Source organism: Bacillus sp. AMCV2 (assembly GCF_056033925.1).
The window spans coordinates 1,885,292-1,898,120 of sequence record NZ_JBVYIB010000002.1; the positions used below are offsets into that span (position 1 = coordinate 1,885,292).

Sequence of the window (12,829 nt, forward strand, 5' to 3'; positions counted from 1 at the left end):
TGTTCTGATATACAATCAGTTAAACAACAAATTGATCATTTTCTGAATATGTTAAACAATATAGATGCACAACTTTCATTAGAAGTAAAAGTTTTGGGGATGCTTCACAGTATCAATATAGACTTGGTTAATGTAATAGTCCAAGCAGAAAAGTCTAAGGAGTTTATAGGACAAATCGAAGGCATCTGGCATTCTATAGCAAATCAATTTTATTCACTCGCCCAAGGGTTTGAGAATGAGGATATCAATAAGCTTTCTACGGATCTTGATAATGCTGTCGCCACTTGGGAAGCTGTTGCTAATAAAGCAAAAGAGTTTGTAACAAATTCATACCAAGGATAAAAGAAAAGTAAGGGCCTGAAAGGGCTCTTTTGCTTATAGTCATATTTCCCGTAAGTATTACTTTTTGGATTTATTGAATTTTAAAGCGTGTTTGTTGCACTGAATTCATAGTCAAAAGGGGAATGTTTTTATGCTTGGAATCAACGTTAAAAAATCAAATGAAAACTTAATTATCAATTGGCAGCTATCCAAAATTGAAATTCCAATCAATGAAATTAACGATGTATTCTTTGATCCAAACTATGGGGGAGAGGAGAAAAGCGCAGTAAGGATTGGGTTTCCTTATGGCTCAACAGATAGGGTAGTAATTAAAACAGCACATAACACTTACATTTTGTTCACCACTAATCCTGCTTTAATTATGAGTAAAATTGTTTCTTAATAAACAGTTTATGTCCCTTTTAAATGTATCTATTAATGTTCTGTGTGAGAAAATTTAGTGAGATGATTTAAGGAGGAGCATTTATGGAAGAAAGAAAGTTAGTTCACATGACACTAGATGGTATTAAGAAAGCAGTTACTAAATATGGTACATTTCCTGTGTTCCATCATGGGGGTTATGTCTTGGAAGATGCTACTTTTCATTTCAAAAATCCAGCAACTCCTCAAGAAATTAGCGGCTTAGAAAAGAAATTAGGTGTTACTTTCCCTAATGACTATAAAGAGTTTTTGTTACAACACAATGGGATGGAAATGTTTGATGGGATTGAAATACTTAGCTTAGAGGGAATCATTGAATATAATGAGGTTCAAGATTTCCCAGAGGGATACGTTTTAATTGGATATCATTTTGATGGAAGATATGTCATAGACACAAACAAATCAAAAAATGGATTAGGCTATATGCTATATCTAGACTCAATTGATGATATTGAAGATGCGATTAACTTAGATTCTAATTTCGAGATATGGTTTGATATGCTAGTGTCTTCAAATGGAACGAAATATTGGGAAGTAAATCCGAATCTCCAAGAGTATTATAAACTGGTTTCAGAATAACACTTCGGCAAAAGAAAAAATTATGACTAATTTCAACAACCAAAGAAACTGCAATTTGAGGGAAGTATAATGACAATTTACGAGCAAATTAAGGATGCTTTGAAAAATAAGATCAATGAGTTGGTTTCACCTCAAGAAGTAAAGAAAACCCTTCAAGAAAAATACGGAACTAATCCGGATAGCATTATTTTATCAGATTATTGTTATAACCGGTATAATAAGGGGATTTCTTTTAATAAGCACCTCTTTGAATATATGAATAGAAGTTCTTACAAATACTTAGGTGAAAACTCTCTTTATACAGGACTTATTTTCAGAAAATCAAAAGGGGAAGATAAGGAAGTTATCGTAGGCGAATGGGTAAACGGTGTTAAATCACTCCGAGAAGCTTCTGTTACTAATAACCAAATAAATGATCAAGCCGAAATCATTAGTAAAGAACAACTTGTAAACCTTTATAATGAATATAACCAAATCCTGAGATATGAAATGAATGTATTGAACTGTAAGCCTACAGAATTGAGGCATTTAATTGGCAGAATCGGTGAATTCATTTGTGCAATCCAAACCAACGGCACTCTGGCACGCCAAAACTAATCAGCATGGATTTGATGTTGTGAGTGATGGCAGACGGATTAGTGTAAAAAACAACAGCTCAATCAAGTGGTTTTATTTCGATAAATAAAAATACATTTGATGATTTTGATGATTTTTTTGTAGTTCAATACGCAAATGATGATTTTAAAGTTATTTTCTTCGGCTCAAAGGGAGAAGTGCAAAAAATAAGCAGAATTTATGGAAGCCAATACGAAGTTGAAATTTCACTTCTTAAAAAGCTTAATAAGGAATACCAATTAAATTAAACAATCTTGTTGGTAACAAACATCCTCTTACTTATTGTAAGAGGATGTTTGTTTAATTCTTACATATTTTATCTTTGCAATCTGGCTTACGAGTTGCATCCACAGTAAATGATCTTACTTCGTCTTTAGTTTTGTCATAAATTCCCCATATTACCCCTCAGAGAAGGATAGGGGGATTATTTTGGAGAATCATATTCCTTTGCTTCTTCATAGTCAGAAATCCTTGAGTTGTTCTAGCAAGAGGCAATATTGTTGAATAAGGATAGTTTAAAGAGGTTATTGTTGTCTTAATATCGAAATAAAGATCAAGTAAGCATGAGGGGAGTTACTTTAATGCACATAACAACAAAAAGGTTATTGATACGTGAATTTGAATTCAAAGATTGGCAAGCAGTATATGAGTATACATCTGATAGTAATGTAATGAAGTATATACCTGAAGGGGTTTTTACTGAAGAAGATGCAAAGGCATTTGTAAATAAAAACAAAGGTGATAACGCTGAAAAATTCCCTGTCATACTAATAGATGAAGACTTTCTTATAGGCCATATTGTTTTTTATAAGTATTTTGGTGAACATACATACGAAATTGGGTGGGTGTTTAATCCCAATTATCAAAATAAAGGGTATGCTTCTGAGGCAGCCCAAGCTATCTTGGAATATGGATTTAAAGAAATGAACTTACATAGGATTATAGCTACGTGTCAACCTGAGAATATTCCTTCATACCGAGTTATGGAGAAGATCGGAATGAGAAGAGAAGGATTTTTTAAAAAATGTATTCCGAAAGGCAATGAATGGTGGGATGAATATTATTACGCTATTTTAGAGGAAGAGTGGAATTGTAAGAGGGGTAATGCAGGAATTTGAAACCATAACAGCTATAGAACGTATAGTGATAGTAGGGCTTATAGTGCTTAATATGAATGATGTGAGAGGGATACACAAATGCAAATTCATCTTACCAAAAGCGGAAAACAAGACAATCATCATAAATGGTTAGGAACTGTCTTGCTCAGTTGGGGAACATTCGTATTTGCTTTGTTTTTTGCTACTTTAGTCGGTTCAATGGCTAGCCAAACAGGAGCTTCCAAGCTTTTGAAGCAAGGCATCCAAGCAGGTTTAGTCACATTAATAACTGTCCCGTTGCTCTACATTCTTCTTAAACGGATGTCTAGTAGACCCTTTTATTCTATAGGACTGTCTGGGTGGCGGCAAGCCATTCCGAAAGCCATAATAGGAGCAATATATGTGATTGTATTATCCGGGTCTGGTTTCGCTATCGCCCATTTATTAGGCTGGATCAAAGTTACACAATTTCACTTCTCTGTCCATTTAGTGACAGCATTGCTCTTAAATATGATTATCGCTTTCTTTTATGAAGCTTTTCCAGAGGAATTAACTTTTCGTGGGACGGTGTACTATGCTCTAAATAAGCGTTGGAACTGTTTTATGGCCTTACTCCTACAGCCGATCCTGTTTGTGCTTGCACCAATAACTGTAAGTGGCTTGCAATATATAGTTGGAATTGAATCATCTGCTATCACATTAGATTACATTGTTTTATTGTTGGGTTTTGGATTCATCCTTCAACTCCTGCGTATTGTAACAGGAAGCTTATGGACGTCTATCGCTTTTCATCTAGCCTTTCTCGAAAATTCTCGGTTCTTCGTCCTGCAGGGGGAGGAGCGCTTTATTACCTATGAAGAAATTGTTCCGGGAACAGGTGCGCTGTTTGTGATCTTTTTTATGTTGCTTATTGTCGGTACTCTACTCTTAATACCTGTTGCGATAACTCGCCGAAATACTATTCAATGGCGGAAGAACGAGAAATGCGATCAAGATGTTTAATTTCTAAGTAGAACAGTAGTTTTAAAGTGATTTTAAGGAGGATCTAGACAATGTTGAAGAAGCATTCATTAAGAAAGAGGTTATAAACATGCAAGTTTTAAGGATCATATTTGTTCATGTCTTGTCCGCGTTATCAGCTGCTGTTGTTTATGTTTTTGGCATTGGTTATGACGGCTACATACCATACTTCCTAATAAGTGTTCTTCTCTTTATCTTTTATTTAATCTTTGCTGCACCTGTTCAATATTTCTTAAATCGCAATCCAAAAAGGTTTAACGCGAAATATTTACTCATATACATATTCTTTTCCTTCTTAGTATGGATATTCTTCGCTTTCATTACTTATCCAAAAAACACCTTAAACTTTCTGATGGGATATGAAATATACTTGTTTAGCGTCTCATTTGCCGTAATATTTTGGATCTGGGACTCGGTTTTTCTGGCAAAACATTGGGAGGGTAGCAGCGTAGCTTAAATCATCACAATCCTTTTCCTTATGCACGGTCAAAAAGCCCTTTCATTTACCGAATTATGCCATAAATGGGTAAAGGGAGAGAGGAATGAAAAGGGTTAATCGTTTAACTTTGGTTTGCTTAGGCTTAGTCTCAAGTTTTAATCTTCCGAATGCTGAAGCAAAGCTAACGATGGATTAAACAAATGTAAATTTTGTTTTGAGCGAGGAATCAACAATTGTCTTCATGACAGATAATTTCGACCGGAATTTTGACCGCACTTGGTTATAAATTCACAATACACAATAATAAAGACTGTACTCTAAATATGAAACTTAGCAGAATAGCTCTAACTGATGGATATTTTCAAGGAGCGAGAAAGAATTCACAGGAAGTTATTTGGACTACAGTGCAGCAGATCGAGTAGAAGGTGATCAGTTGGAAGTAACAAAAAGTCCAGGCTGCGGCGATGTGTGGATAAAAGGTATTTATGGATTTTAACATGAAGAGCGGGATTATTAAATTCAGAGAGGTCAAGGATCCATTATAAACTTAATGATCATTTTAAGTGATCAAAAATAACTAAAAGGTGAGAATATGATTAAATCAAAGTTAAAAACGATTATAGACCAAAGAAAGATCAGTATCCGGAAACTTTCCAGAGATATTGATCATGAGTATCCAACTGTCATAAAGCTATATAATGACGAAATGGAGCTGTATCCGAGAGAGCTGTTTGATAAAGTCTGGCCCTATCAAAACATCGAACTGCATGAGTTGTTGATATTCCAAAAAGATCATATTCCTAAAGTGAGAATGTCTAAATGAAGATAATGGAGTATATGGAGGAAAGGTTTCAAAACCTCGAATTAATTCCTAGCATCTATAATCAATGGGGCACAGGAATCCATTTTTGTCTTGGGGAAAATATCTATCAACTCAAAGCAAATGAAGAATTAAATTTAAAGATGTTTCGGGTTGTATATGAACAAACCTCAATCATTTTTAATGAATTATTTGAACAAAACGATGACATATTCCTTGTGACAAATATGTATAAGCACAAGAAAGAGAAATGCACAAGAAAGAGAAATGCATAAGAAAATTAAAGGTGTATCAACCGTTTCTAAAGTGTAAAAATCATTTGAATCAAATTCTGGTGAAGACATATCCCTACCCTTTCGAAATCAATAAAGCTGAAGAATACGAGATGCAACAATTTTCCTTGTTATGCAAACCTCGAGACTTACGTGTAACTGAATTACTTAAAGCAGCCAGTAACGAAGATTTTCCATTGAAACCGAAATTCGGAGGCTATTCTATTGATTACCCTGATGTTTTCTTTGTGAACATTACAAAAGACATTATTTTCTTTATCTATGATGACCGTGGATGTGAAGTCACAGCTCTTGATTTCAAACGAATACGTCCACTTTATGAAAAATATCACGACTGGGTAGAAGAGTATAAGTGCATGTAATACTCTTTTATAAAACGATTTATATCAGGAAAGGCAGAATTAGATTATGAGAGATCTGCATTTTTATTAGTATTTGATGAAAGATTAGTGGATTTTGATTCTCAAGGCGGAAACCATATTAGTGTTTATTAGTTACTCACTTTGAGTTATCTGATCAGTCGTATAAAGATGTATTAAGCTTTAATGGTGATCTTTTAGGTATGAAGCATAATTGTTCGTATGCAATGGATATTCTAAGCGTTAAAGAAGAACTTGATTTCGATTTCCCATTTAATATGCTTGCAATAAAAAGCTACGTACAAGAATTAATAAAAATGTTAGGGATTGATATAACTCTGCCTGAAATGAAAGAAAGAGATTTTGACAAACTTTCTCAAGACTAAATAAAACTACAATTTTAAGGAAAACGGAGACTTGCTTTCAATATGAATATTAGAAAAGCTGCAGCTATTTTTTCAATCACGATTCCAATTATCTCAGCTATCTTAATTATTAATTTTTTTACGGGAGTTATGTCATTTCCATGGCAAGGAATGCCGGTGTTTTTTCCAATATTACTTTCTCCTATAGGAATCATTTTAGCGTTCGTTTCAATAAAGACAAATAAACGGTGTGCTGTATATGGGATTGTCTTAAATGCAATTATGTTTCCATTTCCTTTTTTCTGGTTTATAGGAGGGACTTTGTTATTTGGAGTTTAAAATTTAAAGAATAGCGGAGGTACCATTTTGTGGTTATATAAACCGTTAGGCAGTTACGCTTATACATTGGTATTTTCAAGCTTATCATATGGTCTAGTCTTTGGCTTGTATATGTTTGTTTATTCAAGTTTTATGGCGATCGCATTAATCACAATAGGAATCATAGCATTCTACTCATTTATCACTTACTTATTATTTGCTATTCCTTTGCAAAAATTACTAAGAAGAAGGCCCAGAAAATTCAGTTTGATCAATTTGTTAATTTATGCTGCAGTAGCCTTTTTAGCTGTGTTTTTTTTCTGGTTTGTTGATTATCCGTCAAATGCTCTTACCGTATTCTGAAGCTTTGGGTATTACATTATGAGCATTATTGCTGCGTTAATTTATTGGTTCTGGGACTTAATATTTCTGCGAATTTAAATTTGATTTAAATAATGTGTTTACACCGTTCACAATAAGTAAAGGCTGCTGAAACAAACAGAGTAAATATTCAGATTGTTTAATTAATCCGAGAGCATAAGAAGTGTTATTTTTAATTGGGGGAATTGACTTGAATTTTTTTATTTGGATTGTAATGTTATAGTTATTTTTGGCGGCCTCTATGCAGGTTACAAAAGGAATAGGAAGAACTTTTAAAAATGATGAAAAGTTAAATACATAAATTTCTTTGTATATGACTGTCGGATACCAAAAGCAAAAAGAGCATTAAACTAAATGCTCTTTTTCATTCCACAACATCGGCATTCACGCATCAAAAGGAGGGGGATACCATGAAAAAATTAGTTTTATTATCCAGCTTTTTCGGGATTGTGCTATCAATTATTGGACAATTATTTGGAGTCCTAACAGATTTCTTTATTTCAGGTATTGCACGACTTATAGGGGTTTTAGCCGGTATCCTAGTATTACTTAGCCTGAAGTCAAGAAATACAGAAATGCAGGCATTTATAGTGAGTTCAAGTACTGCCCTGGGAATAATGGGTGCAGGAATTTTATATTTTCCAGCAGCGATTGTCAATGTCTTAATTGGGTTTAAGCTAAACAAAAAGTTAAAAGAAGAAAACACTAAGGAGCAGATCTGAATAGACTGCTTTTGGTTGGAGAACCTGGGGAATGAAGTATACTATGAATTTAAAATTCTATACACTTATTATAACAAATGGAACCGATTTTTTTAAGTAATACAAAAGGCTTTTTAGATGAAAGAATTCTTTTAAAGTGGAGATTGTAAAAATGATCTTCAGGGTTTTTAGAGTTTTAAAATCTTACCTGTTTAAACTTTCTGAAAAAGATGTTGAAAAAGTCGAAAGGATTTTATAATATTAAATCAAGTTAGTTTGTTCGGTCAACAAACTAATGAGATGAACTTTCATTGTCCACAAGATAAGGTCTTACTGAATATGGATGGAAGGGGGATAAGAGGGTCGATTTAATGGAGCTAAACAATATAAGAAACGAAAGAATGAGGCTTTTATCCTTTTCCAGATATATAAGGCATATCGAAAAAAGATGAATTTTTTGCTTGCTGATCACCATATTTTTTTGCACTGTTTTGAAAGCGCTTTTATAAACGTTTACTGACCGTAAATTCGAGAAATTGTTATACCGTTTCACACTGTTCCATATTAAAGGATCGAAAAGGGGAGAAATCATGCTCAGTGAAAATGTAAAGAAGATTAGCATGGTTGAAAAAGTTGGATATGCGTCTGGAGATTTTGCTTGTAATTTAATTTATGCAACAGTGTCTACGTATCTTTTGTTCTTCTATACAGATGTTTTTGGTTTATCGGCAGCAGCAGCCGGTACTATGTTTTTAGTGGTTAGAATAATCGACGCTCTCGCTGATCCTTTTATCGGAACAATAGTTGACAGAACGAACAGCAGATTTGGACGCTTTAGACCGTATCTTTTATTCGGAGCTTTTCCATTTGTCATACTGGCAATACTCTGTTTTACAACACCAGACTTTTCGGATATGGGGAAATTAATATATGCCTATATAACCTATGTTGGCTTGTCGCTTACATACACAACGATAAACGTTCCATATGGCGCGTTAACTTCTGCAATGACTAGAAATAATCAAGAAGTGGTTAGTATAACATCAGTTCGCATGTTATTTGCGAATCTTGGGGGACTTGTCGTTGCATTTTTTGTTCCCTTACTGGCTGCTTATTTAAGCGATACTTCCGGCAACGAATCTCTTGGCTGGCAACTAACCATGGGTATTTTGGGAATGATAGGCGGGTGCCTTTTAATCTTTTGTTTTAAAAGCACAAAAGAGCGTGTCACTCTTCAAAAATCCGAAGAAAAAATTAAATTTACGGATATATTTGAGCAGTTTCGTGTTAATCGTCCACTTGTTGTATTAAGTATTTTCTTTATTATTATTTTTGGAGTGAATTCCATCAGTAATTCGGTTGGCATTTATTACGTAACGTATAACTTAGAAAGAGAGGATTTGGTGAAGTGGTACGGTTTGATAGGTATTTTGCCCGCTTTGGTCATTTTACCGTTTATTCCAAGGCTTCATCAATTTTTGGGGAAGAAGAAATTACTAAACTATGCATTATTACTGAATATGATCGGCCTCTTAGCTTTACTGTTTGTTCCGCCAAGTAATGTATACCTCATACTTGTCTGCCGATTAATCGCTGCTGCTGGAAGTCTCACTGCCGGGGGATATATGTGGGCGCTTATTCCTGAAACAATAGAATATGGAGAGTACAGGACTGGGAAAAGAATGGGTGGGCTCATTTACGCTATAATCGGATTTTTCTTTAAGTTTGGTATGGCCTTAGGAGGAGTTGTTCCGGGTCTGGTTCTTGATAAGTTTGGATATGTGGCAAATCAGGCACAAACCCCGGCGGCATTAACGGGGATTTTAATTACAACAACCATTATTCCCGTGTTCCTGCTGGTTCTAGCTTTAATTGATATTAATTTCTATAACTTAGATGAGAAAAAATATAAAAACATGGTTCGAGAATTAGAGAATAGAGACAAAGTTTATTTGGATCATATTGATGATTTCAAGGCTTAAAAAAGAAAATAAACTGAGGAGGAATTCCCTATGAAAATTATCAATCCCGTACTTAAAGGATTCAATCCCGATCCAAGTATTTGTAGGGCAGGAGAGGATTATTATATCGCGGTATCTACATTTGAGTGGTTTCCGGGAGTCCAGATACACCACTCAAAAGATTTAGTAAATTGGCACTTAGTTGCACATCCATTACAGAGAGTTTCACAATTAGACATGAAAGGAAATCCAAATTCAGGTGGGGTTTGAGGCACCCATGTTTAAGCTATAGTGATGGGAAGTTTTGGCTGATCTATACGGATGTTAAGGTAGTAGATGGCGCATGGAAAGATTGTCACAATTATTTAGTTACTTGTGAAACGATTAATGGTGATTGGAGTGAGCCGATTACATTAAATAGCTCGGGGTTTGATGCTTCTTTGTTCCATGATACGGATGGAAAAAAGTATTTATTAAATATGTTATGGGATCACCGTATTGATCGGCACTCATTTGGAGGAATTGTTATACAGGAATATTCTGATAAAGAGCAAAAATTAATCGGTAAACCAAAAGTTATATTTGAAGGAACTGATAGAAAACTGACAGAAGCTCCGCACCTTTATCATATCGGGAACTATTATTATTTATTAACTGCAGAAGGAGGAACACGGTACGAACATGCTGCTACAATTGCCCGTTCTGCAAATATTGAGGGGCCATATGAAGTTCATCCCGATAATCCAATCTTAACGTCATGGCATGACCCAGGAAATCCATTGCAAAAATGTGGTCATGCATCCATTGTTCAAACACATACAGATGAGTGGTATTTAGCTCATTTAACGGGACGTCCTATTCATCCTGAAGATGATTCAATTTTTCAGCAGAGAGGATATTGTCCTTTGGGCAGAGAAACAGCTATTCAAAAACTTTACTGGAAAGACGAATGGCCCTATGTAGTAGGTGGAAAAGAAGGAAGCTTGGAGGTAGATGCACCATCTATACCCGAAACAATATTTGAAGCAACGTACCCGGAAGTTGATGAATTTGAGGATTCAACATTAAATATAAATTTTCAAACGTTAAGGATTCCATTCACAAATGAATTAGGTTCATTGACTCAAGCGCCAAATCATTTACGATTATTCGGTCATGAATCATTAACCTCGACATTTACTCAGGCATTTGTAGCCAGACGCTGGCAAAGTCTCCATTTTGAAGCGGAAACTGCTGTTGAGTTTTATCCGGAAAATTTTCAACAAGCCGCTGGATTGGTGAATTATTACAATACAGAGAACTGGACGGCTCTTCAAGTCACGCATGATGAAGAACTGGGCCGCATTCTTGAATTAACAATATGTGACAACTTTTCTTTTTCACAGCCATTACACAATAAAATTGTTATTCCTCGTGAAGTAAAGTATGTATATTTAAGAGTAAATATTGAAAAGGACAAATATTATTATTTTTATTCTTTTAACAAAGAAGTTTGGCACAAAATTGACATTGCATTAGAATCGAAAAAATTATCGGATGATTACATTCGTGGGGGAGGATTCTTCACAGGGGCCTTTGTAGGGATGCAATGCCAAGATACCAGTGGTAATCATATTCCGGCCGACTTTAGATATTTTCGTTATAAAGAAAAATAATTTGCACATGAAAAAGGAGATTTCTATTTTAGAACTCCTTTTTCATATGAGAAGGTGCCTATGTCACTATTGCTTCAGAAATACTCCTAGAATAAAAAAACTCATCTTTAAAGATGAGCAGTCCATTCCTTAAAAAATTACATTGTAATCATGTCCAGAAAATGATCAATCACAATGGAGGACATTCCTAATGCCGGTGCATTCTGTCCTAAGGAAGATGGCAATAATTCATAGCTATTGCCTAGTTGGGAATAAACCCTTGACGATACTTCACTTCTCATTGAATTTAAAACCATAGGATGCGATTCAATTATGCTATTTCTTAAAATTACGGCCTGTGGGTTGAAAGTATTTAAAATATTGGTAAGGCCTATTCCTAAATAGAATCCAAAATTTTGTAATGCATTTAAGGTTCCGATATCATTCAGATGGGCGAGGTCTATGATATCTTGATAGGACAGTTTTTTCTCTTTGGTCTGAAGAGATTTTAATAAAGCCTTCTCTGAAGCATACAATTCCCAGCATCCTCGGTTTCCGCAACTGCATTTAGGACCATTAAAGTCTATTGTCATATGTCCCATTTCTCCAGAGAAGCCGCTTACTCCTCTATATAAATGATTGTTGATAATAACACCGATCCCTATCCCTGTGCTGATACTTACGTAAATAATGTTATCGTGATTTTTTGCAGCTCCAAATACTTTCTCTCCATATGCACCAGCATTTGCCTCATTTTCAATAAAAACAGGCACATTGTACTTCTCTTGTATCGAAGATTTTAAGTCAATATCTCTCCAGTTAGAGTTCGGAGTGAAAACAATTTTTTGATTTTTATCAATGAGTCCAGGCACGCAAATACCTATACCAATAAGCCCGTACGGAGATTGGGGCATATGCGTAATAAAGTGATGAATCATATCAATCAAAATGTCTTTCGTTATTTCTGGAGAATTGGATTCCAAATGGCGGTATTGATCAAGAACGATCGTTCCTTCAAGGTCTGTTAAAATGCCATTGATATAATCCACACCAACATCAATTCCTACGGAGTATCCTGCCTTTTTATTAAAAACAAGCATGACAGGTCTTCTTCCGCCACTTGATTGTCCTTGACCTATTTCAAATACCAGATTTTCTTTCATTAACGTGTTTACCTGTGATGAAACAGTTGATTTATTTAATCCAGTCATTTCAGATAATTTTGCTCTTGAAATAGGTGAATTTTTAAGGATTTCTTTTAATAATAACTTTTGATTTACTTTTTTGACAAAGGTTTGATCAGCGATATCCACTTCATCCACTCCATTTGTTTAATCTTTAAATTAAGTATGAACATAGTACATAGCGAATCTTCCCTTTATTATATCTAATGTGTTCATAAAAAACTAAAAAAAATATTGAAAATACTGATGAGGTTATATAAGATGAAAATAAGTTAGTTTGTTTAAACAACAAACTAATAGT

10 protein-coding genes and 6 pseudogenes are annotated in these 12,829 nt (G+C 34.6%); 15 read left to right on the forward strand and 1 reads right to left on the reverse strand.

What is annotated here, in order from left to right:
• Positions 1–78 precede the first annotated feature (78 nt).
• The 15 genes and pseudogenes from AC0OMA_RS09620 to xynB form a co-directional block, all read left to right on the forward strand.
• Positions 79–342 (forward strand): annotated as a pseudogene (locus tag AC0OMA_RS09620) (toxin); the annotation flags it as partial.
• Between the two features lie 130 nt (positions 343–472).
• Positions 473–724, forward strand: coding sequence for a SunI/YnzG family protein (locus AC0OMA_RS09625; protein ID WP_047182645.1), 252 nt, complete (start codon positions 473–475; stop codon positions 722–724).
• 182 nt (positions 725–906) lie between these two features.
• On the forward strand, positions 907–1,341 hold the full coding sequence (locus tag AC0OMA_RS09630) for an SMI1/KNR4 family protein (protein WP_474222430.1): 435 nt from the start codon (positions 907–909) through the stop codon (positions 1,339–1,341).
• Positions 1,342–1,410: 69 nt separating this feature from the next.
• A pseudogene (locus AC0OMA_RS09635) lies at positions 1,411–2,204 on the forward strand (DUF7225 domain-containing protein).
• A gap of 333 nt (positions 2,205–2,537) precedes the next feature.
• Positions 2,538–3,074, forward strand: a complete 537-nt coding sequence (locus AC0OMA_RS09640) for a GNAT family N-acetyltransferase (RefSeq protein ID WP_015483262.1) — start codon at positions 2,538–2,540, stop codon at positions 3,072–3,074.
• Positions 3,075–3,152: 78 nt separating this feature from the next.
• Positions 3,153–4,055: a CPBP family intramembrane glutamic endopeptidase gene (locus AC0OMA_RS09645; protein WP_015383735.1), complete on the forward strand. Its 903-nt coding sequence runs from the start codon at positions 3,153–3,155 to the stop codon at positions 4,053–4,055.
• 88 nt (positions 4,056–4,143) lie between these two features.
• On the forward strand, positions 4,144–4,530 hold the full coding sequence (locus AC0OMA_RS09650) for a UPF0715 family protein (RefSeq protein ID WP_474222075.1): 387 nt from the start codon (positions 4,144–4,146) through the stop codon (positions 4,528–4,530).
• Positions 4,531–5,104: 574 nt separating this feature from the next.
• Positions 5,105–5,335 (forward strand): helix-turn-helix transcriptional regulator, encoded by a 231-nt coding sequence (locus tag AC0OMA_RS09655; protein WP_327830127.1) that lies wholly within the window; start codon positions 5,105–5,107, stop codon positions 5,333–5,335.
• A pseudogene (locus tag AC0OMA_RS09660) lies at positions 5,332–5,987 on the forward strand (DUF3885 domain-containing protein). The gene AC0OMA_RS09655 and the pseudogene AC0OMA_RS09660 overlap by 4 nt, the downstream one beginning before the upstream one ends.
• Before the next feature lie 21 nt (positions 5,988–6,008).
• A pseudogene (locus tag AC0OMA_RS09665) lies at positions 6,009–6,370 on the forward strand (hypothetical protein).
• Positions 6,371–6,412: 42 nt separating this feature from the next.
• On the forward strand, positions 6,413–6,688 hold the full coding sequence (locus AC0OMA_RS09670; protein WP_015483265.1) for a hypothetical protein: 276 nt from the start codon (positions 6,413–6,415) through the stop codon (positions 6,686–6,688).
• A gap of 24 nt (positions 6,689–6,712) precedes the next feature.
• Positions 6,713–7,108: pseudogene (locus AC0OMA_RS09675) on the forward strand (UPF0715 family protein).
• Between the two features lie 350 nt (positions 7,109–7,458).
• Positions 7,459–7,770, forward strand: a complete 312-nt coding sequence (locus AC0OMA_RS09680; protein WP_015483267.1) for a hypothetical protein — start codon at positions 7,459–7,461, stop codon at positions 7,768–7,770.
• Positions 7,771–8,339: 569 nt separating this feature from the next.
• Complete coding sequence (locus AC0OMA_RS09685; protein ID WP_474222077.1) at positions 8,340–9,731, forward strand: MFS transporter; 1,392 nt, start codon at positions 8,340–8,342, stop codon at positions 9,729–9,731.
• A 30-nt stretch (positions 9,732–9,761) separates the two neighbouring features.
• Positions 9,762–11,365 (forward strand): annotated as a pseudogene (gene xynB / locus AC0OMA_RS09690) (xylan 1,4-beta-xylosidase).
• 137 nt (positions 11,366–11,502) lie between these two features.
• On the opposite strand, the gene xylR reads toward xynB, so the two are convergent.
• The gene (gene xylR / locus AC0OMA_RS09695; protein WP_015483268.1) at positions 11,503–12,657 is read right to left on the reverse strand and encodes a transcriptional repressor XylR; all 1,155 of its coding nucleotides are present in this window, start codon (positions 12,655–12,657) and stop codon (positions 11,503–11,505) included.
• Positions 12,658–12,829: the final 172 nt, after the last annotated feature.

Coding starts and splice junctions, on each gene's coding strand:
- AC0OMA_RS09625 (WP_047182645.1), top strand. CDS start 473: ATGCTTGGAATCAACGTTAAAAAATCAAATGAAAACTTAATTATCAAT.
- AC0OMA_RS09640 (WP_015483262.1), top strand. CDS start 2,538: ATGCACATAACAACAAAAAGGTTATTGATACGTGAATTTGAATTCAAA.
- AC0OMA_RS09645 (WP_015383735.1), top strand. CDS start 3,153: ATGCAAATTCATCTTACCAAAAGCGGAAAACAAGACAATCATCATAAA.
- AC0OMA_RS09650 (WP_474222075.1), top strand. CDS start 4,144: ATGCAAGTTTTAAGGATCATATTTGTTCATGTCTTGTCCGCGTTATCA.
- AC0OMA_RS09655 (WP_327830127.1), top strand. CDS start 5,105: ATGATTAAATCAAAGTTAAAAACGATTATAGACCAAAGAAAGATCAGT.
- AC0OMA_RS09670 (WP_015483265.1), top strand. CDS start 6,413: ATGAATATTAGAAAAGCTGCAGCTATTTTTTCAATCACGATTCCAATT.
- AC0OMA_RS09680 (WP_015483267.1), top strand. CDS start 7,459: ATGAAAAAATTAGTTTTATTATCCAGCTTTTTCGGGATTGTGCTATCA.
- AC0OMA_RS09685 (WP_474222077.1), top strand. CDS start 8,340: ATGCTCAGTGAAAATGTAAAGAAGATTAGCATGGTTGAAAAAGTTGGA.